The following is a 23,748-nucleotide window of genomic DNA, read 5'->3' as shown; positions in this document are numbered from 1 at the left end:
TTGTGGCTTTGCTATTACCACTGTTGTCTTTTATCTGTGGGCTAATACTTGCTTCTACATCATTCTCAAATCAGCTAAAAACCTTGTTTTCCGCTTTGCTCGCGCGCTTATTTATTCCAGTCGTTATTATCTACAACATGGTGTTTTACCGCGAAGGTAGCTTGAGCTTGATGCTATTTAGCTTTTGCTCTGCATTCATTTTGTTCTTTATTTATTTAACGATGTTTAAAGATCGCTTGAGATCATTGTGTTTTAGTTATACCAATATGGCATGGTTAGGCTTTCCGATTGCTATTGCTTTATTCGGCTCAGAGATTAGTTCCGCGATTATTGCTTTATATATTGGTGGTTCAATTTTTGGCAACAGTTGGGCAGTAACATCCGTCAGTTCAGAACCACAATCACTGCTTGATATTTGCAAGAAAATGCTTCAATCCCCACCTATTATTGCACTGTTCTTCTCTGTTATTTTTCGATATTTTGATCTACAAAATCTTGAAAACCATCATTGGATTGATCAGATTTATGACGCTGCAAAATGGGGCATGAGCTTTACAGGCATGTGCGTATTGGGAATGTGGCTACGTAAAACTCGGGTACATTGGGATGATCTCATTGAAAGTACTCAAGTTGCATTATTAAAAATAATCTGTGGCATCGTATTGTGTGGTGTGGCTTATCAATTTTTACCTATTCCACATATCCATGAATATATTGGAGTGATGTTTTTATTATTTTGTTTACCGCCCGCAGCCAATATTGTGGCATTGGAAACGTATTATCAAGGAACTGGAATTTCAGCTAAATATATCGCATCAGGTACGATTGTGAGTTGCGTGATATGTATCATATATGGGCTAATCATTAAGCTGATTATCTTTTAATTTTTTAAGTCAATCATTTGAAAGTTTTCTAGATGTGCATTACCTCTCTTTGTTAGAAGAGGTAATGCTTGATGATTATTTTTCTAAGCTTTGTTTAAAAAGTTTCATCGCTTGTCCACGATGGCTGATTTTATTTTTGTCTTCTTTTGATATTTCTGCACTCGATATATTCAGTTCAGGTAACCAAAAGAGCGGATCATAGCCAAAGCCATTTTCACCACGTGCTTGCTCTAAGACTTCACCCTTCCAAATGCCTTGAAAAATTTGTGGAAGTGGGTCTTCTGCATGTTGAACCAATGCTAAGACACATACAAACATGCCTTCGATCGTTTCACCATTTTTGCGTAATGGTTTTAAGTTTTCTAAAAGTTTTGCATTATTTGCTGAGTCATCACCATGCTCACCTGCATAGCGTGCAGAATAGATACCAGGTGTACCTCCTAATATTGGGACACAAATCCCTGAATCATCTGCAATTGCAGGCTTACCAGATATTTTTGAAGCATGGCGAGCTTTGATAATCGCATTCTCTATAAAGCTTAAACCATCTTCAATCGCATCTTCGATATTCAATTGACCTTGAGGAACGACTTCTACAGGTAAATTCAGTTCAGCGAACATTTTTTCAAATTCTGCAATTTTACCTTTGTTGTTACTTGCGAGAACAAGAGTTCCTTGAGATAACCAATCTTGTGCAGACATTGTAAAAGCCTTGACCTTGAATAATAGTCGGTATTTTAGCTGATTTCATGACAGAAATGACGTTAATAAAAAAGCACCCGAAGGTGCTTTTAGAATTTATTTAAGATGATGCTCAAGCTTATTGTGCTTGAATCCATTTGTCAGCACGATCACGTGCAGTGCGAATTTGTTCAGGGGTTAAGTTGGCAGCCAAAGCTGTTTTCTTGGTTTCAGACATATTAATGACTTTATTGTCTAACATGCCATCACGGGTAGAAAGTTCATACCATTGGTATGCACCCATATAATTTTTCTTTTGTTCTTCCATCACAGCTAAGTTAAAGCTAGCACGATTATCACCATGGCTGGCTGCTTTTTCAAAGTATTGACGTGCAGAGCTTTCATTTTTCGATATGCCAATACCATCAGCATACATGCGTCCAACATTGAGTTGAGCAGATGAAATACCTTGATCAGCAGCCGCTTTAAACCAAGTAAAAGCTTGTTTCATATCTTTAGACACATCTGTACCAGATTGATAACGAGTCGCAAGATAGAATTGAGCCGCAGCTTGACCTGATTTAGCCGCTTTTTGCAAATCTGCAACATTCATATGTGCATATTGTGCTGCTAAAGCTGATGTCGATTGTTGCTGTTGCGGAATATAATCCGCGTGGGCTTGAAAACTAAACAGCCCAAAAAATAATGTACTGCCTAATAGTATTTTTCTCATAGAGCACTCACTCGATAAATAGCGACTTCGCCGAACAAATTTGGGATGGTCTTACTCAGTAAGCTCCCTTGTTGGTTCCCATTTACAGCAAGTCGATTAATAATTTGAATATGATTTTCTGCACACAATGCTTCGAAATCACGAAAGGTGCATAAGTGGATGTTTGGCGTATTGTACCACATATACGGTAAAGCATCTGAAACAGGCATTCTCCCTTTAAGTGCAAGAAAAGAACGAGTCTTCCAATGCGCAAAATTTGGGAAGGTAATAATTGCCTGTTTCCCCACACGCACCATATCGCGCAAAAGCACGTCAGGCGCATCTACAGCTTGCAAAGCTTGTGCCATAACCACATAGTCAAAAGACTGGTCAGCAAAGCGTCCCAAACCGAGATTTAAGTCTTGTTGGATAATATTTAACCCTCGACTGACCGCAATTGCAATCTTTTCTTGATCAATTTCTAAACCATATGCACGAATTTGCTGTTTTTTGCTCATTTGTGACAATAATTCACCATCGCCACAGCCTAAATCCAGCACGCTTGCACCCGCTGTAATCCACTTTTCAGCGAGTTGTTGATCGATTCGCATTACACTGCCTCCTTAGGTGTTGCTTCTAGGTGTTCACGACCACCTAAAAATGCACGTAATGTTTTTACATATAGCGGAATAGGGAACAAAAATGAGTCATGTCCTTGTTCTGCATCAATATCGATATAGCTTACAGGCTTGTGACTGGTAATTAGTGAATCTACAATTTCTTGCGAACGAGCAGGGGTAAATCGCCAGTCTGTAGTAAAAGACACCACTAAGAAGCGACATTTTGTATTCGACATAGCTTTGGTTAATGACAAATCATATTCACGAGAAGGATCAAAATAGTCCAAAGCTTTGGTCATAATTAAATAGGTATTGGCATCAAAGTTACGACTGAATTGTTCACCTTGATAGCGCAAATAACTTTCAACTTGGAATTCCACATCAAAACCATACATAAATTTGCCTGATTTTAAATCCCGACCAAATTTTTGCTTCATCGCTTCTTCAGACAGATAGGTGATATGACCGACCATGCGTGCCAAAATCAGTCCTCGTTTAGGGTAGCTGTCCTGTTCTAAATAGCGACCATTGTGGAAGTCTGGATCGGAAAGAATCGATTGACGAGCAACCTCATTAAAGGCGATATTTTGCGCTGAAAGTTTTGGTGCGCTGGCAATAATCACGCAGTTTTTTAAACGATCAGGATAATCGACAGACCATTGTAAAGCCTGCATTCCACCAAGCGAACCACCAATCACTGAATACCAAATATCAATACCCAAACGATCAGATAACATTGCTTGGGTTTTTACCCAGTCACGAACAGTCACTAAAGGGAAGTCTGGACCATAAGGGCGATTTTCATTTTCTGGATTCGGTGATGTAGGACCCGTAGAACCACTACAGCCACCAATGTTATTGATTGCAACGACAAAGAATTTAGACGTATCAATGGCTTTTCCAGGACCAATACAAGCATCCCACCAACCTGGTTTTTTATCATCTTCATGATGATAACCTGCTGCATGGTGATGCCCTGAAAGCGCATGACAAATCAAAATAGCATTGGATTGATCTGCATTGAGTTCACCATAAGTTTCCATCATGATTTCGAATCGTGGTAATACGCGACCACATTCAAGCTCTAAAGGTTCTTCAAATTGAAGCTTTTGTGGGGTAACGACACCCACTGAGTCAGCTGGAAAAGACACAGGAATAATTCGCCTTAAAATCTTTTGGAACAATGAATAAAAGGATACCACCGAGGGTATCCTTTCTAAAGTCTTTTTACTGCTAAAGTCTGTAGAATCAGCCTTTAAACAGCAGCAGCAACCACTTGCTCAGTGCTTAAAACACCTTGCTCAATCAAGCGATTTGTACATGCAATAATGGCTTCAATTGAAGAGGTGACGATATTGTCATGAATCCCTGCGCCGTACGCAGATTTCCCTGTACCTTTCACTTGAAGTTCAACCAATGCCAATGCTTTGGCACTTGCGCCTGAACTGATACTACGTTCTTCATAGTTCAAGACATCAATTGGCAATTGAAGTGCATTCAAAATGGCAGAAATTGGACCATTTCCTTCACCACGTAAGTGCTGAGTTTCACCATTTACCACAATATCAAGCTCAATGACTTGGTTGCCATTTTCATCTGATAATTTGTAATTTTTGGTTGAGTAGTGTGCATCTTTAACTGCAACATAAGTATCTTGGAATAAATTCCAGATTTGTTTTGCAGTGACTTCTACACCCTCATCATCAGCGACTTGCTGTACCACTTGCGAGAATTCAACTTGTAAACGACGTGGCAATACGACGTTATAATTTGACTCAAGAAGATAAGAAATACCACCTTTACCAGACTGTGAATTAACACGAATCACAGCATCATAATCACGACCTAAATCTTTAGGATCGATTGGTAAATAAGGCATATCCCAAATTTCTTCGTTCTTTTGGAACTCAAAACCTTTCTTAATCGCATCCTGATGTGAACCTGAGAATGCTGTGAAGACCAAATCACCTGCATAAGGATGACGTGGATGAACAGGCAAACCTGTGCATTCTTCGACGGTTGCAATAATTTCATTGATATTTGAAAAGTCTAATTCAGGTGCAACACCTTGGGTATACATATTCAAAGCAATTGCAGCAACGTCTACGTTACCTGTACGTTCACCATTACCAAATACACAACCTTCAACACGGTCAGCACCCGCCATGATCGCTAATTCAGAGGCTGCGATACCACAACCACGGTCATTGTGGCAATGTACTGAAATAATCACACCATCACGACGTTGTAAGTTGCGATGCATCCATTCAATTTGGTCTGCATAGACATGTGGACCAGAAACTTCAACCGTTGCAGGTAAGTTCAAAATCACTTTATTGGTTGGCGATGCTTCCCAGATTTCAGTCACAGCATCACAGACATCTTTAGCCACGTCTAATTCTGTTGCAGTAAAACATTCAGGGCTGTATTGGAAGATAAAGTCAGTTTCAGGATATTGCGCTGCATATTCTTTCACTTTTTCAGCCGCATTCATGGCTAATTTTTTTGCACCAGCAGCATCAACATTCAAAACTTTTTTACGGAAAGTCGGAGAGTTTGAATTATAGATATGTACGATGGCACGTTTCGCGCCTTGTAAAGATTCAAAAGTACGTTGAATTAAATGATCACGTGCCTGAACCAATACTTCAATATAAACATCTTCAGGAATATGACCTTCTTCGATGAGTTTACGAGTAAAGTCGAAGTCAATTTGTGATGCTGACGGGAAGCCAATTTCAATATGTTTAAAACCAATTTTGACCAACATTTGGAACATTTTAAATTTTTGTTCAATGTTCATTGGCTCGAAGATTGCCTGATTACCATCACGTAGGTCGGTACTCATCCAGATTGGCGCTTTATTGATTTCGTTATTTGGCCATTGACGGTCTGGTAAGTCCACACGTTGGTACATGCGACGATATTTTTTACTTGGATCTGCCAACATCATGTGAAACTCCTTGTGTAGTGTCGGTCGCTCTGGTCTTGGGTAAAGGCAACTTACTACAAATATAGATTGTGTCTATTCTAGCTGTTTACAAGTATTTTGAACCATATTGTCTAAAATATCAGCCTAAAGTCGCAGAAGGTGATTGTTGATCATCACGGATGTTTCAGCTCATGCAACTTCTACCAACGCTTGATTTAGACGGTTCATTCAACCTGTAAATGGTTTATCTTAAGGATAATTTTAAAACAATGATGACGGGAATATTTTCCTTAATTTGCATCATATAGAATGTTTGAGAGAAAAATTTTCTTAGAAAGTCTTAATCTTGGGAAATATATTCTGAATTAATTTCTTTTAACGTAGATGTTCCCATTAACGCCATCGTAATCTCAAATTCTTCTTTTAAAATTTTAGTCACATGCGCAACGCCTAAAGCACCTGCGACAGCTAGTCCATAAATATAAGGGCGGCCAATCAGCACAGCAGAAGCACCTAAAGCCAAGGCTTTAAATACATCCGTTCCTCGGCGAATTCCACCATCAAGTAACAGTGGGAAATCTTTAGGCACAACCTGCTTAATTTTTTGCAAAGCTTTTAACGGTGAAATTGCTGTATCTAAAACTCGCCCGCCATGATTGGAAATAATCAAAGCCTGAACACCAAGTTGCACAGCTTTTTCAGCATCTTTAGGATGCAATACACCTTTTAAAATCACGGGTAAATGTGTGTTGGCAATGATCCATTCGATGTCTGCCCATTTCGGCGCAATTTGCATTAAACCGTTAAACACAGGATGTTGATCCGCCGTGATTTCAGGTAAGGGGATATGTGTAGGAGTATGCGGATGTTGCATGCCTTCAGGGAGTTGGAAAAACACCCGACGCTCGCGATCACGAATACCTGTATGTGGTGAATCGACCGTAATCACAATTGCTTTAAAGTTTTGCTGTTCTGCGAGTTTGACTAAAGCTAACGATTTTTCACGATCACCTTGCCAATATAGTTGAAACCATTTGTATGGGCTTTCTTTTTTAATGCTTCTTAAATCTGTATTGGTAAACGTGCTGATCACAATATTACTGCCGAGCACTTCTGCAGCCAATGCAGATGCAGCCTCACCATTTTCATGGAAAAGTTGTTGATGACCAATCGGAGCTAAAAAAATAGGATGCGGAAAAGTTTGCCCTAAAATTTCACATTCAGTATGACCTTGGGTTAAGTCATTCAGCAGTCTTGGTATGAGTTGAATTTTTTGAAATTGATCTAAATTTTTCTGGACACTGATTTCATCCATGGCACCACCTTGTAAGTAGTGCCATGTATTTTCAGCTAAATGCTTTTGAGCCTGTTGTTCATAGTCTGCAATGGTTTGTAGATATGGGGGAATTTGTATAAGAGGTGGAAGTACAGTGTGTGAGTTCATACATTTCCCCAAAATTGAAATAAAATGTTGGTACTAAAATAACGGAATAAGGTATTTGTCGATATAAGGATAGAATCAAATCTGAATTAAAGCTCAGCCCATTTACGAATGAGGTTGTGGTACATACTGGTTAATTTAACGACTTCAGCATGTGTATCACCTAATTGAGTACGTAAATTTTGAATGGTCTGATCGAGGTTAAACAACATATGACGATTGGCATCATCACGAATCATACTTTGTACCCAAAAGAAGGATGCAATACGACAACCTTGGGTCACAGCAGTCACTTCATGCACACTTGTTGAAGGGTAGAGAATAAGATCGCCAGCAGGTAATTTTACTTCGTGATAACCATAAGTATCTTCAACGACAAGATCCCCACCTTCGTACTCTTCAGGTTCACTGAGGAAAACAGTACAGGATAAATCTGTTCTTAAGCGTTGCTGAGTTCCACGAATATTCCGAATTGAATTATCCACATGAAAACCAAAGGACTCATTGTTTTCGTAGCGATTGAAAAAGGGAGGAAGAATATCCAAAGGTAAAGCAGCAGACAAAAATAAAGGATGCTGTCCTAATGCTTCTAAAATAATGTTGCCTAAATGTTGGGTAAGGGGATGCGCTTCAGCGAGTTGTTGATTTTGTTTTACGGTTGCTGACAGTGTTCCTGTAGTTACTTTGCCATTGACCCATTCCACTTTACTCATTTCTTCGCGAAAATATTGAACTTGGGCTTTGCTCAGTACATTTGGAATATGATGAATCATGGCAACCTCAATTAAAATATTTAACTCATTATCTATAAAAATAGCCTCTATCTCAGAGGCTATTTTACATTAAATCCATAAGTTAATTATGGATTTTAAAGTTTGTTTGGAACGATTTAGTATTTAAAGTTTACCGACAATACAGCACTACGACCTTCAGCTTCTGTTGCATAGTGAGATGCATAAGCTTTAGTGAAATAACGTTTATCAGAAAGGTTGTTTACGTTCAATTGTAAATCAACATTTTTGTTTACGTTATAACGCGCCATTGCATCGTAACGTACATAGCCTGGAACAAACTTAGTATTTGCAGCATCACCATAGACTTTGTCCATTGCAATTGCACCTACACCTAAGTTGAGCTGTGGAAGTACTTGATACGTTGTCCAAAGTGTTGCACTGTTTTTTGGTACATTAGGTAGTTGTTTACCCTTTGCTGGATTATCAGCAGTACACACACCTGCACGTGAGCATGATGGACCAGGATCAGTTTGTTCACTATCTAAATAAGTATAACCTGCTGATACAGCCCATTTATTAGTAATGTTCCCGTTTAAGCCCAGTTCAAGTCCATCAACTTTACTTTCACCACCATTGGTATAAGTCGTTGAATCAAGTTGAATACGAGTATTCTGTTTTTCAGTACGGAAAATTGCTGCAGTAAGATTTAAACGGTCTTGAAGAAGATCCCATTTTGTACCAATTTCATAAGTACGCGCTTTTTCAGGATCAAGATCTTTAATGTTCGCATTTAAGGCTGTTTCTGAACCATCACCTGCATCTATCCCTACAGGGTTAGCAGAGGTTGAAAAACTTACATAAATTGAGCCATTTTCAACAGGTTTAAATGTTAAGCCTGCTTGATATGAGAAAAAGTCTGTGTTGTTCTCAATAGTAGCACCAGTTGCATTGGTCTTAAGCTCAGTATCGAACTTGTCCCACCGAGCACCAAGATCTAATAACCATTTAGGTGTAAATTCAATACTATCTAATAGATAAATTGATGTGGTTTCAGCCGTTGTTGTTGTGACAGCTTTATTTGCAGCGTAACTACCTAACCAAGGATCTTTTGAGTTTGGATTGTAAGCTGAAGTACACCAGTAATCAGATGCAGCCCCAATACCTAAAGAACATGCACCTGTTGTAGGTGAACCAGTAATGACTTTTCCTGAATTTGAAGTAACAGTATATGATCCTTTATCAGATTCTAATTTACTGTATTCAGCACCTACATTGAAACTGTGCTTAATTGCACCAGTATTAAATTTACCAGTTAACGAAAGTTGATCATTAAAACCAGTTGTATCTGTGATACGAGAATTCACACGACGCCAAACTTCGCCATTCGCGATATTTTTTTGGCTATCATCTGGTTGAGTCCAAATATAATCATTGGTCGATTTGGTATAAGAAGCAACATTACTGATGGTTAGATTTTCATTAATGTCATGTTCTAATTTAAATGTACCAATTTGATTTTCTTGTTTTTGGAAATCACGATCTAACCAACCATAGTAAATACCTTGTTTCGCATCTAAAGGTTTGCCTGTTGCAGTTTTGTCTGATGGATTCCAATAAGGAACGCCTGAATCTGGAGTGTCATCAGATTTTAAGTAGTAATAACTTAAAGTTGCACGAGTGGGGGTATCTAAACCAAAAGTAATACTAGGTGCAATCCCTGCGCGTTTGTATTCAGCACCGTCAGATTGACCTGCTTTGTCATTATGGTGTCCCATAACAGCAACACGCGCAGCAATCCCATTACCAAAATCTTTATTACCATCTAAAGTAATACGTTGGTAATCATCTGTACCACCTGCAACTGAACCTTCTAAAAAGTCACCTTTTTTAGCAACTTTAGAGATCATGTTGATGCTACCACCAACAGAACCTGCACCACCCATAGCAGAAGCAGAACCTTTAGTCACTTCAACTTGTTCAATGGCAAACATTTCACGATTTTGTGAGGTTGCACTACGGATACCATCTACATACATTGAGCTTTCAGAGTTATAACCACGAATAAATGGACGATCTCCATTTGGGTTACCACCTTCACCAGCACCTAATGTAATACCAGGTACAGTGCGTAAAGCATCACTTAACGTCGTAACTTGAGTATCTTGTATTAATTGTTTAGAAATAACGGAAACAGATTTTGGAGTATCTAGAAGGGGAGCAACAAATTTAGTGTTTGCAGATTTATCTACTTTTAAACTTTGTTCTGCACTTGCCAGTGCATGAATTGTTGGAAGCTGAGTTGCGTCATCTTGAGCAATCGCTGTAGTTGCAATTACAGATAAAGAAGATGCAATTGCAGTTGAGATAATCTTTTTACGTGTTTTGATGAATGACATTAAAAAACTCACTAAGAGTAGTGCAAATTTGTATGCGAATAATAATGATTCTTATTTTATATAACCATTATGTAACATTGGATTTCTCGATTCTCATTAGATGATAAAGAGGCATATTGAATGCAATAATGTAACATTTAATGTTTAAGTAGTTGATTTTATATATGTATAGAAAAACCCTGCATTTGCAGGGTTTTTTATTGTTATTCTAGATTTAGAAATCGTAAGATAGTGATAACCATAAATTACGCCCTGGAAGATAAGTACCAGACATTCCTGAGCCAATCACCATATAATCGTAATAATTTGCAGGATCACCATTTGCATCAATATAGCGGCCATTTTCAGTAAAGTCTTTATCTAACAAATTGTTGATTGCACCATTGATACGAATATTATCATTCACGATATAACTCGCACCTAAATTAAAGAGGTTATAACCTTTTAATTTGTTGCCTGTAGCAGCATAGATAATACCCGCATCACCTGTTGTTTGTTCTGTACTATAACGTTTGCGATCAGATTTATATTCGTGTTGTAACCAAAGATCAAATGCACCATTAATATGCCATGTTGAGGTCATATTGAAGGCATTTTTAGGTACATTACTTAAATATGAACCTTTATTTTCACCTTTAGTGATTTCAGATTCCATATAGGTGTATGCCGCTTTAATATCCCATTCAGGAATAATTTGATACTTTAAGCTGAGTTCAATACCTTTGGTTTCAGCTTCATCCGCATTAATGCTTTGTGAGAATGTATCTTGGGTAATATGAGAACCATAGTTCACACAACCTGGTCTATTTGGATTTGCTGTAAATGCGCAGTTTAAGAGTTCTGGTCCATCTGTAATAAGGTTGTCAATTTTATTGAAGAAGGCCGTGGTGGTGAGGTCTAAATTACCGTTGTTATAATTAAAACCCAGTTCATAGTTCAATGACTCTTCAGGTTTTAAGTCTGGTGAACCAATTTGGAAATTTGCACCCTGACCACTGACACCAATCACACCATTATGCAAGGCTTTTGGCGATGGTGCTTTATAACCCGTGCTAACACCACCTTTAAATGTCCATGCATCAGAAGCATTCCAAACCAAGTAACCGCGTGGGCTAAATTGACCACCAAAGCCTGAATGGTCTTCATAACGACCACCAAAAGTGAATGCTAAATTATCATGTAAACGCCATTCATCTTCTGCATAAAAAGAGTAAGAGTCTTTATCAAATTTAGCACCAATGCCTGCTAAATCATCAGCAACTTCCGCTTTTTTATATTCAGCACCTACAGTTAATACATGGTTGGCAATAGGAGCAATAATATGAGTGTCGGCAACAAGATCAGTATTTTTTAAATTACGATCAGTACCTGCATGAGCATTTTGTGCAAATGTACCTGTTGGAATCGTTCGGCCTTTGGTTTCTGTTTCTGTTTGACTCACATAAGTTGACCATTTACCAAAACTATAATCACCATCATGGCCTAAAGCGTATTGTTCACGATTAAATTCTAACTCATCTTTATAACCACGTGCGCGACTTGAGGTATCTTGAGTTCCTAGGCGATCATCATCGTTGCTATAGGTTTGACTTGATTGAAAAGCATCAACCCAAAAGTTATTTTGGTCATTGAGTTTAAAGCTTAACTTTCCACCTAGATCATAGTTATCTGCTTCAGAAGGGCGAGGATCACGACCTGATGTACCGGGAATACGTTCAGATTTTTGACGGTCTAAATAGCTACCTCGAATTTGTACACCTAAGCGGTCATTAATAATTGGTCCATTGAGTAAAAAACTGGTTTTCCATGAATCTGCTTCTGCATTATTTTCCATGATATTGCCACTTACCGTGACATTTCCATTCCATTCATTGGATATTTTTTTCGTAATGATGTTAATCACCCCGCCCATAGCCTCAGAGCCATAACGAGTGGCCATTGGACCACGAATCACTTCAATTCGCTCAATTGCTGCTAAAGGTGGAATAAAACCATTTGCTGATTCACCAAAACCATTGGGTGTCACATCTGCTGAAGTAGTTTGACGACGACCATCAATCAGAATGAGGCTATATTCGTTGCCTAGACCACGCATTTTAATATTTAGACCTGATGTTTTACCAATACCGTCACGGATATCGATGCCTGGTATATCTGAAAGAAGATCGGCAATGCTAGTCGCATTTTTTTTCTCAATATCTTCTTTACTAATAACACTAATGCTTGCAGGCGCATTTTTAATCGATTGCTCGAAACCAGATGCAGAAACGACCATTGTTGAAAGTTGTTGAATTGCGGCAGATTCCGAATTGGTATTGGCAAATGCGGAAGTTGTTGTAATCCCAAAAATTGCGATTGAAAGAGGGCGAAGGTTAAACATACTCATAAAAGAATTCCGAAGTGGACGAGATAAATATATGAAAATAAATCAAATAATAAAAAGCAAAGTAATGCTAACGATAAAACTTATCATTTACAAATAAAAACATGCAAAAATTAGTGTATTTATACTAAAAATGAATAGAAATAATAAAAACATTGATTTTATGGAAGATGTACAAAAAAATTCATGGTTAATCCATTGTGTTTTGTATATCTTTAAATGTTGTCATATAATGTGGCACTTTTAAAAAACTGTAATTACTAAATTCTATCGAGGAAGCCATGCAAGTAACTTCTGAAGCGGTTTCGGGCGTTGCCCGTCGTTTAAATGTATCTGTACCGACGAGCCGTGTGAACGAGCAATTTGAAGCTCGTTTGAAACGTACTGCCAAAACTGTAAAGATCAACGGCTTCCGTCCAGGTAAAGTGCCATTGGACGTTGTTCGTCGTGAATATGGCGCGGGTATCTATCAAGAAGTTGTTAACGATGTAATTCGTGACACCGTTTTTGAAGCAATTCAACAAGAAAAAATCAATGCTGTTGGCATGCCAAACATTGATAAAGTTGAAAACAAAGATGATGCTTTAGTGTATCAAGCTACTGTTGAAGTTTACCCAGAAGTTGACGTTAAGTTTGAAGGCTTAGACGTTGAACGTAAAGTAACGGACATCAATGATAAAGATGTTGATGCAATGCTTGAAAACCTACAAAAGCAACGTGCTGAATGGGTTGAAACTAAAGGTATGTCTAAAAAAGACATGCAAGTAACTTTCGATTTTGAAGGTTCTATTGATGGTGAAAAATTCGAAGGCGGTTCTGCTGAAGATTTTAAACTTGTTTTAGGATCTGGTCGTATGATCCCTGGCTTCGAAGATGGCATCATCGGAATGAAGAAAGGCGAAGAGAAAGTAATTGATGTTACTTTCCCAGAAGACTATCAAGCTGAAAACCTTGCAGGTAAACAAGCTCAATTTAAAATCACAGTTAAACTTGTTGAAAAACAAAAACTTCCTGAAATTGATGCTGAATTCCTTAAAATCTTCGGTTTGACTGAAGAAGAAGGCGTTGAAAAACTTAAAGCTGACGTTCGTAAAAACATGGAACGTGAAGTGAAAAATGGTCTTCGCAACCAAGTTAAGAGCGCAACTTTTGATGCGCTTGTTGTTGCGAATGAAGTTGAAGTTCCTGAGTCTATGTTGACTCAAGAAATTGAACGTCAACGTCAACAAATGATTCAACAGTTCACTCAGCAGTTTGGTGCTCAAGGTGCGAAAGCATTTGACAGCAGCATGCTTCCAGATGATTTGTTTAAAGAACAAGCTGAAAAGTCTGTTAAGTTAGGTATTTTAGTGAGCAAAGTATTGGCTGATGCTAAACTTGAAGTTGATCCAGCTCGTGTTGAAGCTTACATCAATGATATGGCTTCTTCTTATGAAGATCCAACTGAAGTCATCGAATACTTCAAAAATGATCCACAGCAACGTGCTCAAATTGAAGGCGTAGTATTGGAAGATCAAGTAGTTGATCACATCCTTGCTTCTGCTAAAGTGACAGACAAAGCAGTAAGTTATGAAGAATTGTTGAAAGAGCAACAAGCTGCTCGTCAACAAGGCTAATAGCTTTAAAGTTGTAAAAAAGGCGCTTCAAGCGCCTTTTTTTATGATGTAGCGATTTTGTAATCTGTCCTTTATTCACAATGCTTATTCAAAAAATATCTGATATTTAGTTGGGAATATTTTGCATTTTCAACAATTATCCCTCATATTGTAAATATGGGTTGAGTAACAAAAATTCAGGAATAATTAACGTATGTATGTTCCAATGATTGATAACGCTTTAGTACCAATGGTAGTAGAACAATCTTCACGTGGTGAGCGTTCTTTTGATATTTTTTCACGTCTTTTACGTGAACGTGTGATTTTTTTAACAGGTGAAGTTGAAGACAACATGGCAAACTTAATTGTTGCGCAAATGTTGTTTTTAGAAGCTGAAAATCCAGAAAAAGATATTCACCTTTATATTAACTCACCTGGCGGTTCTGTGACTGCGGGTATGGCAATTTACGATACTATGCAATTTATTAAGCCAGATGTGGTGACATATTGTATGGGGCAAGCAGCATCAATGGGTGCATTCTTATTGAATGCGGGTGCTAAAGGTAAACGTTATTGCTTAGAAAATGCACGTGTGATGATTCACCAACCACTCGGTGGTTTCCGTGGTCAGGCATCTGATATTGAAATTCATGCGCGTGAAATTTTATTTATTAAAGAACGTTTAAATCGTTTGATGGCTGAACACAGCGGTCAAGATTATGAGCGTTTAGCACAAGATACTGATCGTGATAACTTTATGACAGCTCAAGCTGCTAAAGAATATGGTCTTGTGGATGAAGTACTTTCAAAACGTCCACAAAACTAAGCGGTTATCAGTGTCATAACAAACAAAGATTCAAAATTTGGAGTGAAAATGTCCGAACATCCTCAAGGACAAAAGCATTGTTCATTTTGTGGTAAAACACAGTCTGAAGTGGGTAAACTCATTGCAGGCGAGGACGCTTACATTTGTAATGAATGCGTGGACGTGTGCTTAGATTTAGTTCAAACCAGTCAGCAAGTTGAAACAGGTGATTGGGCAACACGACCTTTACCAAAACCACATGAAATTCGTGCGGCTTTAGATCAGTACGTGATTGGGCAAGATACTGCGAAAAAAACCTTATCGGTTGCAGTATATAACCATTACAAACGCCTAAAAGTAACTTTGGCTGAGCGTAAATCTGATGATGTGGTTGAGCTTGCGAAAAGTAATATTCTACTGATTGGACCTACAGGTTCAGGTAAGACTTTACTTGCACAAACTTTAGCACGTCTTTTAGATGTTCCTTTTGCGATGGCTGACGCAACAACCTTAACCGAAGCTGGTTATGTTGGTGAAGATGTTGAAAACATTGTACAAAAGCTTTTGCAAAAAGCGGATTACGATGTAGAAAAAGCACAAAAAGGGATTATCTATATCGATGAAATCGACAAGATTACTCGTAAGTCTGAAAACCCGTCTATCACGCGTGATGTGTCTGGTGAAGGTGTCCAACAAGCATTGTTAAAAATGATTGAAGGTACTGTTGCTTCAATTCCACCACAAGGTGGTCGTAAGCATCCACAACAAGAATTCATTCAGATTGATACTTCAAATATTTTGTTTATTTGTGGTGGTGCATTCTCTGGATTGGAGCGTGTTGTACAGCAACGTCAAGAAAAAGGCGGTATTGGTTTTACTGCTGATGTGAAAAGCAAAGATGATACGAAAAAAATCTCTGAACTTTTCCGCCAAGTTGAAGCTGCCGATTTAGTGAAATTTGGTTTAATTCCAGAGTTTATTGGTCGTTTGCCAGTAATTGCAACGCTTGAAGAGCTTGATGAAGAAGCATTAATGCAAATTTTGACAGAGCCAAAAAATGCATTGATTCGTCAATATCAATATCTTTTTGAAATGGAAGATGTGGATCTTGTATTTGAAGATACCGCTTTACGTGCGATTGCGAAGAAAGCATTAGAGCGTAATACAGGTGCACGTGGTCTGCGTTCAATTCTAGAAAATGTATTGCTTGAAACGATGTACGATTTACCAAGTCGTTCTGATGTAGGTACGGTTGTCATTAATGACGCGGTTATTAATGATAAAGCTGAACCTGCTTATCAAAAAGAACGTCAACCTAAAGTAAATAAAGACGTTGAAGAAAAAGTGGATTTGAAGGTACTTGATAGTAAGTCTGCTTAATAGATTTTCTACTTTTACATTGCAATTCATCTGAAACGTGTAAGAAGCTTGGCTTTTTACACGTTTTTTATGTTTAAAATGACATTGAAATGTTAAGCTCAATATGCAAAATAGTCATAACGAAAAATAAAAAATACGCGGTGAGGGATGATCATGCGTTACTTAGGTTTAGTTCTTTTAGCCAGTTGTGGATTAGCCGCTTGTCAAAGTCATCAGACTGTTGCGCAAAAGCAAGCTAATCAGGCAGTTTCAACGTTAACTTCTGTTGATTTTGATAAAGAGAATTCATTAGTTCATGAAAAGTTAGATCAATATAAAGTTGGCAAGTTTTCTGTGGGGTCTTGGGTCAATCAAGAACCAGGTCAATATTTTAAATTGGTAAAACCACAAAATCCACATGCTTCGATTGTTTACTTTTATCGTCCAGATAGTAAGTGGAATCGCCAAGAGATTGTGGCTCAAAGCTTTTACTTAAATGGTAAACGAATTCCAAGTTTAATCAGTAATCATTATTATTGGGTTGAACTTGCGGAAGGTGATTATAAGCTGAGTTTAAGTCGTCCATTGGCAGTGATGCATTTTCAGAAACCCAAAGTTGCTTATTTTAGCGTTAAAGCAGGTGAGCAATACTTTGTGAAGTATGAAGAAGAAAAATTCCGTGGTGGTCCAAATGGTGGTGGTGACTTATTAAAAGTAGGTCCACTCGTGCAAATGCCAACGGGACAAGCTTTAAAAGAAATTGGCATGACACAACTGAAGTCACCGGGTCTAAACTTTGTCGGAGAAGTGACTGCTGATGGTCGTGTGATTAAACCAAAAGAAAAAATTAGCAGTACTTATCAAGCGAGTGATGATGTACATACCACTCAGCCTTTCAAAATTTGGAATCCTTTGACTTGGTAATCTAATATTCTGAAAAAAAGAGGATAAATCCCTCTTTTTTTATTTATGATGATGTGAATACTGTTATTTAGCTGAAGCCTCTTGAGCCGCTTTTTGAAGTTGCTCGAGTTGAGTATTAATCTCCTTAAAATCACTTTCAGTTGCTTGTATGCTACTGGCTAGGCTTGCATTCATAATCTTCATTGATTCCTGTGCAACCAATGGTGCTTTTTTTAGAATGGACTGACCCACTGGGCTTGAATAGAAATCAATCTGTGCTTGGACTTCATCTGCGCTATAAACATCTTTATAAATTTTTTGATAACTTGGCTGTAATTTTTCCCAAGACACGGTTTTTTTACTTTGCTCAAACATTTTATCAGAGAGCTGGTTCGCAACAATTTGTTCTTGTGGGCTTAATTGTTCATGTTTTACCGTATTTTGCACAATGGCATAAGCTTGTTGATCTAACTGTGGGCGAATCTGCAATATAGTTTGTTGCAGAAGTTGATCAATGTTCATAATTTTCATTAATTTTTGTACTTGTTGATCTGTTGGTTGTGCTGCAAAAGATCCAAATGAAACAAGGCCCATACTGCAAGCAAACATCCACTGTTTAAATTTCATTATTCATCTCATAAAGTAAAAAAGCACCCTAATCATAGAGTGCTTTTTCATCAGCTTTCAAGTTTTAATCATTAATCTAGGACTAATCATTACACCTGATGGCTAAATTAGTTTGCAGCAGCATCAACCACTGGAATTTTACCAATCTTCGCTTGCCAAATTTTAGGTGCAATTGCGTGGATTGAAGTACCATTCACATCAACGGCTACAGAAACAGGCATATCTTCAACCACAAATTTGTAGATTGCTTCCATACCTAAATCAGCAAAAGCAACCACTTCAGCTTGACGAACTGCTTTAGACACTAAATAAGCAGCGCCACCAACAGCCATTAAATAAGTTGCTTTATGGTCTTTGATTGCGGCAATTGCAGTTGGACCACGGTCAGCCTTACCAATCATGCCGAATAGACCTGTATGTTCTAAAACTTGACGTGTGAACTTGTCCATACGTGTTGCAGTCGTTGGACCAGCAGGACCAACAACTTCATCACCAACAGGGTCTACAGGGCCAACGTAGTAAATGAATTTACCTTTAAGATCTACAGGTAGTTCTTCACCTTTATCGATCATTTCACACATACGTTTATGTGCAGCATCACGACCTGTATAGATTGTACCGTTCAGAAGTAAAGTGTCGCCTGGTTGCCAAGCGTCCATTTCTTCTTGCGTGATATTGTCTAAATCTACACGTTTAGATTTTGAAGAATCCCAAGTCACTTCAGGATAATCAGAAAGTTTAGGTGCTTGAATATGCGCAATACCTGAACCATCTAATTGGAAATGTGCATGACGTGTTGCAGCACAGTTTGGAATCATACCGACTGGTTTACCTGCAGCATGGCAAGGATAGTCTTTGATTTTAATATCAAGAACTGTAGTTAAACCACCTAGACCTTGTGCACCAATACCTAAAGCATTTACTTTTTCGAAGATTTCCATACGGAGTTCTTCAATTTTATTTTCAGGTCCACGACGAAGTAATTCGTCCATGTTGATTTCTTCCATGAGCGATTCTTTCGCAAGCATCATGGCTTTTTCAGCAGTACCACCAATCCCGATACCGAGCATACCTGGAGGACACCAACCTGCACCCATTGTTGGAACAGTTTTAAGTACCCAATCCACAATTGAATCAGATGGATTCAACATAGCCAATTTAGATTTATTCTCTGAACCGCCACCCTTAGCAGCCACAGTGATATCTACTTTATTACCCGGAACGAGTTTGTAGTGAATAACAGCAGGCGTATTATCTTTGGTATTTTTACGACCAAAAGCAGGATCAGCTAAAACAGATGCACGAAGTACATTTGAATTTTCTAAGTAACCTTGGCGTACACCTTCATTGATTGCGTCATCTAAGCTTAAGGTTAAATCAAATTTAACATCTAAGCCCACATCAACAAATACGTTAACAATACCAGTATCTTGACAGATTGGACGATGACCTTCTGCACACATACGAGAGTTAATTAGAATTTGTGCGATTGCATCTTTTGCGGCTTGGTTTTCTTCGCGGTCATAGGCACGACTCATTGCTTGAATGAAGTCTTGCGGATGGTAATACGAAATAAACTGAAGTGCGTCCTTGACCGATGTGATCAAGTCATCTTGTTTGATAATAGTTGTCATACCAAAAATCTCTTGAGCGGGCTGTTAGCTAGCGGGCTAAATTATACGGTATAAAGCAAGTTTTGTGGGTGATTCGATTAAGTTTTGGGCTAAAGTTTAATAAATTAAATTGTGTATTTAATTGGCATTCAACGAAGATATGAATATGATTTTTTTGCTATGATACAAATATGTTTGACCATATTTTAAAAAATATTTTCATATAAGTGTTTGATTTTTAGTTTTAATATAATGAGTGGCATCGATTGTTTTGCAATATGACGGTTTTGTCATAAAGTTGTCATAAAACTTTTACATAATGCTGTCATCAAAGAGTAGGACATGAAATATGACGATTACAAGTGTATTGATGGTGGTTGGATTTAGTCTTTATATTGCAGCAACTTGGTTATATGGTCAGAAAGAAGGTTAAGCTCAACGCTTTATCTTCTTTTTTTGAATTTGGCTTTCTTATAATTTTTTAAAATTTATCGATTACAACAATACTTCTTCTTCTCTTCTAAACTTTGCTACTATTTTAAAATCATTCTAAAAACCAATAAGCTTGCATGTCAGAGCCACAGCCTAAAGCAGAGCAATCTTTTCTTGCTGACAATATTATTGAAATTTATAAAAAACATGCACGTGCATGGACAGAATTACGTGGTCATTTTCTTTACGAAAAAGTATGGCTAGATCGTTTCCTTTCTTTTATTCCCAAACACTCTCACCTGCTTGATTTAGGGTGTGGTTCAGGTAAGCCGATTGCGCAGTATTTTATTGAACAAGGATATTCCGTGACAGGTGTGGATAGCTCTGATGTCATGATTGAAATGGCACAACAGAATTTTCCTGAGCAAAGGTGGTTACAAGCAGATATGCGTCAGCTTCATTTAGCGCAAAAGTTTCAGGGGGTTTTAGCTTGGGACAGTTTTTTCCACTTAACTCAAGATGATCAACGCAAGATGTTTGCATGCTTTGCTCAGCATGCAATGCTAGGAACAGTCCTAATGTTTAGCAGTGGTCCTGCGGATGGTGAAGCGGTTGGAGATCTGTTTGGCGATGCTTTGTATCATGCGAGTTTAGCGCCTGAAGAATATAAAGCTTTATTACATGAGTATGGTTTTGAGCTAATAAAAATGGTTGCTGAAGATGTGGAATGTGTAGGGCATACAGTGTGGTTAGCGAAAAAGATTTAAAGATTATTTTGAGTTCATATAATACATTTCTGATGGAAAATTGTAATATCCAGTTTTTACTCGATCTGAATGGTAGTTAATACAATATCATTAGCATAAGAGCCAAATAAAAAGCCATTTATAGATTTAGCTAAATTTTGCAAAAAGTAATATTAGCCCTAATAAACCGAGTATTAAACCAATGATTCGGTTAATGAATACCTGCTTGGCTAACATTTTCTTTCTCAGAATCGTAGAGGAAAAAAGGATAGCAACAATAGCGAACCATATAAAATGAGCGAAGGACATAAAGAAACCATAACTTATAAGAATTATATTTGGGGTCTTTATATTCACGATTTGAGTATAAGTGCTGATCACAAATAAAGTTGTTTTAGGATTTAAAGCATTGGTAAAAAAACCATATTTAAAAGCTTGAAAGTGATTTATTGATATTGTTGTTGCTATATCAATAACGGGTTTTTGTGTAAAAGTTTTATAACCCATATAAATTAAATAAATTGCTCCCGCATATTTCACAATGGTTAAAATATAAGGTGTATAGACTATCACAAAAGCGATTGCAATTAAGGTATAAGCGACATGAACGAATACGCCAAGTGCAATGCCAAATGCTGTGAAAATTCCAGTTTTACGCCCATATAAGTAACTGTTTTTAGTGACGATAGCAAAATCAGCACCAGGACTGATCACAGCAAGTATAGTAATAAGCATGACAGCAATAATTTCTTCCATTAGGCTTCAGCCTTATTGAGCGGATATAAGCCTTTGAAACCGATATGAAGCTGTAGATCTGAATGGTATTTTTTAGATATCTGTGAAAAAATTATAATTTTTTCCATGGCTTAAATACAGTTGTGTAGTTTGGAGTGATTTTTATTTTGCATATAAAGTTAAAAAGTATAAATTGATTTATTCTCCATGCTTATATGAGTTTTTGGAATGATCGAAAGAGTCTCGTTGAATTCACTTAAATTTTTTTATTATGTTGCTACCTTTGAGAGTGTCACAATTGCGTCGCAAAAACTCTTTGTGACGCAAAGTGCGGTGAGTAAGCAACTTAAAAACTTGGAAGAAAATATTGATGTTGAACTTTTTGATCGAACAAATAAGACACTGAAACTGACCGAAAATGGGAAAGTCCTGTTTCAATGCTGTCAAAAAATATTTAATCAACTTGATTCGTGTCTTGTTGGAATAAAGCAAAAAGATATAGAAAAGAAGCAACTCACTTTATCTTGTGAGCCTACATTTGCGATGAAATGGCTTATTCCTCGTTTGTCAAAATTTAAAGAATTGAATCATGGCTTTGATATTGTCTTGCTAACTGGCGGTGGTGTGGTCAATTTCAAGGAAAATCCAATTGATCTGGCATTAAGACGAGATGATTTTCTGTGGGAAGAAAATATCTTTAGTGAAAAAATTGCGAAAGAATATGTTGTGATGGTGCAAAAATTTGAAATGCCTTTAAATAAAATACTTTTAATATCATCATCACGTCCAAATTTATTGAATCATTTACGTAAAAATAGTCAAATAAAGCAAATGATTAAAGATTACAGTATCAGTGAATTTGAACATTTTTATCTTTGTTTGGAAGCTTGTCTTGCTGGTTTAGGTTCAACAATTATTTCTGCTTATATGATTGAAAAAGAAATTGAATATCAGTTATTAGATACAGTTATTCCAGCATTTTCTGATCACTCAGCTTATTATCTTTTATCGAGTACTTCTTTTGAGGAAGATCATCGGAAAATGATTTTTATGGAATGGTTAAAACAAGAAATGCAAGGTAGTCAGCGTAAATTTTTCTCATATTAATGAATTGCAACATCAAACTTTTAGGCTTTTAAGCAGATTACTTATATTATTTTAATGCTCAAAGAGTTGCGCTCATTGGTCATATTTATTATGAAATTTAATATATATAAATATTAGTAACTTTTTTCATTATTTCTTCGAATATGGGTTGAAAGGTGTTCTATTCAGAAGCTTGATCAATATTGAAAAAATAAGTTCGTTTTAGTAAGAAAAAATTAATAAAATTTAGAATGATAGGAAATAATCAATGCAAATAGAACCTATACAAAAAAGTTACTTCTCATTGGTGCATCACGTGGTCTTGGTTATGCAATTGCTGAGGAGTTTCTAAAAAAGGATGGAATGTGGTGGGGACTGTTCGTAAAAGCTCACCTAGAACATTACTACATGACTTGGCTGATGAATATCAAGGGCGAGTTGAAATCGAGATTTTAGACATTTGTGATATCGATCAGATTCAAGTTCTATGACATAAGTTGTCAGATCAAAGATTCGATATTTTATTTGTAAATGCTGGAACAACCAACTCCGATCCCACGCAAACTATTGGTGAGGTCTCTACGGATGATTTTACACAAGTTATGATTACCAATGCTTTAAGTCCAATGCGCGTGATTGAAAGTATGGAGTCTCTCATCGCAAAGAATGGAGTAATTGGTGTGATGTCATCTGGGCAAGGGAGTATCGCCAATAATGAGAGAGGGCAACGAGAGGTTTATCGTGGTAGTAAAGCTGCCTTAAATATGTTTATGCGTAGTTTTGCTGCACGTCATGTTGATCATGCAATGTTGGTTATGGCACCAGGTTGGATCCGTACAGAATTAGGTGACCCAGAAGCACCACTTAGTATTGAGGAAACAATTCCTAAATTGGTGAATGTCGTTTTAGCGAAGCAAGGAAAAATAGGATTAGAATATCTTGATTATCAAGGTCAAATAGTACCTTGGTAAAATGATGAATCAATAATTATTATTTAATTGATATTTAAGCCACTATGAGATAATGATTCTATAAAACAAGCCACACAAATTTTTAATTGGGTG

At 37.3% G+C, this 23,748-nt stretch carries 21 protein-coding genes; 9 read left to right on the top strand and 12 right to left on the bottom strand.

Annotation, left to right across the window (positions count from 1 at the left end):
- The first annotated feature begins 2 nt into the window (after nucleotides 1–2).
- Nucleotides 3–884, top strand: coding sequence for a permease (locus tag B9T35_RS07715; RefSeq protein WP_086190540.1), 882 nt, complete (start codon nucleotides 3–5; stop codon nucleotides 882–884).
- A gap of 75 nt (nucleotides 885–959) precedes the next feature.
- Here the strand turns inward: B9T35_RS07715 and rdgB are convergent, their stop codons facing one another.
- The 9 genes from rdgB to B9T35_RS07670 all read right to left on the bottom strand — a co-directional run bounded on the left by rdgB (nucleotide 960) and on the right by B9T35_RS07670 (nucleotide 12,786).
- Entirely contained in the window at nucleotides 960–1,586 is a 627-nt protein-coding gene (rdgB, locus tag B9T35_RS07710; RefSeq protein WP_086190539.1) for an RdgB/HAM1 family non-canonical purine NTP pyrophosphatase, read from the bottom strand.
- Nucleotides 1,587–1,704: 118 nt separating this feature from the next.
- Complete coding sequence (locus B9T35_RS07705; protein ID WP_086190538.1) at nucleotides 1,705–2,298, bottom strand: tetratricopeptide repeat protein; 594 nt, start codon at nucleotides 2,296–2,298, stop codon at nucleotides 1,705–1,707.
- On the bottom strand, nucleotides 2,295–2,888 hold the full coding sequence (gene metW, locus B9T35_RS07700; protein WP_086190537.1) for a methionine biosynthesis protein MetW: 594 nt from the start codon (nucleotides 2,886–2,888) through the stop codon (nucleotides 2,295–2,297). The genes B9T35_RS07705 and metW overlap by 4 nt, the downstream gene beginning before the upstream one ends.
- Nucleotides 2,888–4,048 carry a homoserine O-succinyltransferase MetX gene (gene metX / locus B9T35_RS07695; protein WP_086190536.1) on the bottom strand — a complete coding sequence of 387 codons (1,161 nt, stop codon included), beginning with the start codon at nucleotides 4,046–4,048 and terminating at the stop codon, nucleotides 2,888–2,890. Before metX ends, metW begins: the two co-directional genes overlap by 1 nt.
- Nucleotides 4,049–4,152: 104 nt before the next feature.
- Complete coding sequence (gene leuA, locus B9T35_RS07690; protein ID WP_086190535.1) at nucleotides 4,153–5,850, bottom strand: 2-isopropylmalate synthase; 1,698 nt, start codon at nucleotides 5,848–5,850, stop codon at nucleotides 4,153–4,155.
- A gap of 319 nt (nucleotides 5,851–6,169) precedes the next feature.
- Nucleotides 6,170–7,273, bottom strand: coding sequence for an alpha-hydroxy acid oxidase (locus tag B9T35_RS07685; RefSeq protein ID WP_086190534.1), 1,104 nt, complete (start codon nucleotides 7,271–7,273; stop codon nucleotides 6,170–6,172).
- A gap of 86 nt (nucleotides 7,274–7,359) precedes the next feature.
- Nucleotides 7,360–8,043, bottom strand: a complete 684-nt coding sequence (locus B9T35_RS07680; protein WP_086190533.1) for a Fe2+-dependent dioxygenase — start codon at nucleotides 8,041–8,043, stop codon at nucleotides 7,360–7,362.
- A 116-nt stretch (nucleotides 8,044–8,159) separates the two neighbouring features.
- Nucleotides 8,160–10,400 carry a TonB-dependent receptor gene (locus B9T35_RS07675; RefSeq protein WP_086190532.1) on the bottom strand — a complete coding sequence of 747 codons (2,241 nt, stop codon included), beginning with the start codon at nucleotides 10,398–10,400 and terminating at the stop codon, nucleotides 8,160–8,162.
- Between the two features lie 214 nt (nucleotides 10,401–10,614).
- The gene (locus tag B9T35_RS07670; RefSeq protein ID WP_086190531.1) at nucleotides 10,615–12,786 is read right to left on the bottom strand and encodes a TonB-dependent receptor domain-containing protein; all 2,172 of its coding nucleotides are present in this window, start codon (nucleotides 12,784–12,786) and stop codon (nucleotides 10,615–10,617) included.
- Between the two features lie 278 nt (nucleotides 12,787–13,064).
- Between B9T35_RS07670 and tig the strand changes: the two genes are divergently transcribed.
- From tig to B9T35_RS07650, 4 genes are all read left to right on the top strand, one after another.
- On the top strand, nucleotides 13,065–14,399 hold the full coding sequence (gene tig, locus B9T35_RS07665) for a trigger factor (protein WP_086190530.1): 1,335 nt from the start codon (nucleotides 13,065–13,067) through the stop codon (nucleotides 14,397–14,399).
- Nucleotides 14,400–14,592: 193 nt separating this feature from the next.
- Complete coding sequence (gene clpP / locus B9T35_RS07660) at nucleotides 14,593–15,204, top strand: ATP-dependent Clp endopeptidase proteolytic subunit ClpP (protein ID WP_086190529.1); 612 nt, start codon at nucleotides 14,593–14,595, stop codon at nucleotides 15,202–15,204.
- A gap of 48 nt (nucleotides 15,205–15,252) precedes the next feature.
- Nucleotides 15,253–16,563 (top strand): ATP-dependent protease ATP-binding subunit ClpX, encoded by a 1,311-nt coding sequence (clpX, locus tag B9T35_RS07655; protein WP_086190528.1) that lies wholly within the window; start codon nucleotides 15,253–15,255, stop codon nucleotides 16,561–16,563.
- A gap of 153 nt (nucleotides 16,564–16,716) precedes the next feature.
- Nucleotides 16,717–17,466, top strand: coding sequence for a DUF2846 domain-containing protein (locus tag B9T35_RS07650; protein WP_086190527.1), 750 nt, complete (start codon nucleotides 16,717–16,719; stop codon nucleotides 17,464–17,466).
- Nucleotides 17,467–17,529: 63 nt separating this feature from the next.
- Here B9T35_RS07650 and B9T35_RS07645 read toward each other — a convergent pair whose 3' ends face one another.
- Entirely contained in the window at nucleotides 17,530–18,072 is a 543-nt protein-coding gene (locus B9T35_RS07645) for a DUF2059 domain-containing protein (RefSeq protein ID WP_086190526.1), read from the bottom strand.
- Nucleotides 18,073–18,179: 107 nt separating this feature from the next.
- On the bottom strand, nucleotides 18,180–19,706 hold the full coding sequence (locus B9T35_RS07640) for a fumarate hydratase (RefSeq protein ID WP_086190525.1): 1,527 nt from the start codon (nucleotides 19,704–19,706) through the stop codon (nucleotides 18,180–18,182).
- A gap of 548 nt (nucleotides 19,707–20,254) precedes the next feature.
- On the opposite strand from B9T35_RS07640, the gene B9T35_RS07635 reads away from it, so the two are divergent.
- Nucleotides 20,255–20,884 carry a class I SAM-dependent DNA methyltransferase gene (locus B9T35_RS07635; RefSeq protein WP_086190524.1) on the top strand — a complete coding sequence of 210 codons (630 nt, stop codon included), beginning with the start codon at nucleotides 20,255–20,257 and terminating at the stop codon, nucleotides 20,882–20,884.
- A gap of 126 nt (nucleotides 20,885–21,010) precedes the next feature.
- On the opposite strand, the gene B9T35_RS07630 is transcribed toward B9T35_RS07635, so the two are convergent.
- Nucleotides 21,011–21,619, bottom strand: a complete 609-nt coding sequence (locus B9T35_RS07630; RefSeq protein ID WP_086190523.1) for a LysE family translocator — start codon at nucleotides 21,617–21,619, stop codon at nucleotides 21,011–21,013.
- A 207-nt stretch (nucleotides 21,620–21,826) separates the two neighbouring features.
- On the opposite strand from B9T35_RS07630, the gene B9T35_RS07625 reads away from it, so the two are divergent.
- From B9T35_RS07625 to B9T35_RS07620, 3 genes are all read left to right on the top strand, one after another.
- Nucleotides 21,827–22,705 carry a LysR family transcriptional regulator gene (locus B9T35_RS07625; RefSeq protein WP_086190522.1) on the top strand — a complete coding sequence of 293 codons (879 nt, stop codon included), beginning with the start codon at nucleotides 21,827–21,829 and terminating at the stop codon, nucleotides 22,703–22,705.
- 344 nt (nucleotides 22,706–23,049) lie between these two features.
- The gene (locus B9T35_RS18765) at nucleotides 23,050–23,175 is read left to right on the top strand and encodes a hypothetical protein (protein ID WP_265733437.1); all 126 of its coding nucleotides are present in this window, start codon (nucleotides 23,050–23,052) and stop codon (nucleotides 23,173–23,175) included.
- A 6-nt stretch (nucleotides 23,176–23,181) separates the two neighbouring features.
- Nucleotides 23,182–23,655 carry an SDR family oxidoreductase gene (locus B9T35_RS07620; RefSeq protein WP_213033360.1) on the top strand — a complete coding sequence of 158 codons (474 nt, stop codon included), beginning with the start codon at nucleotides 23,182–23,184 and terminating at the stop codon, nucleotides 23,653–23,655.
- Nucleotides 23,656–23,748: the final 93 nt, after the last annotated feature.

Origin of the sequence: Acinetobacter sp. ANC 3832, assembly GCF_002135415.1 — a bacterium.
Lineage (GTDB): Bacteria > Pseudomonadota > Gammaproteobacteria > Pseudomonadales > Moraxellaceae > Acinetobacter.
This window is presented reverse-complemented; position numbering and strand designations above follow the sequence as displayed.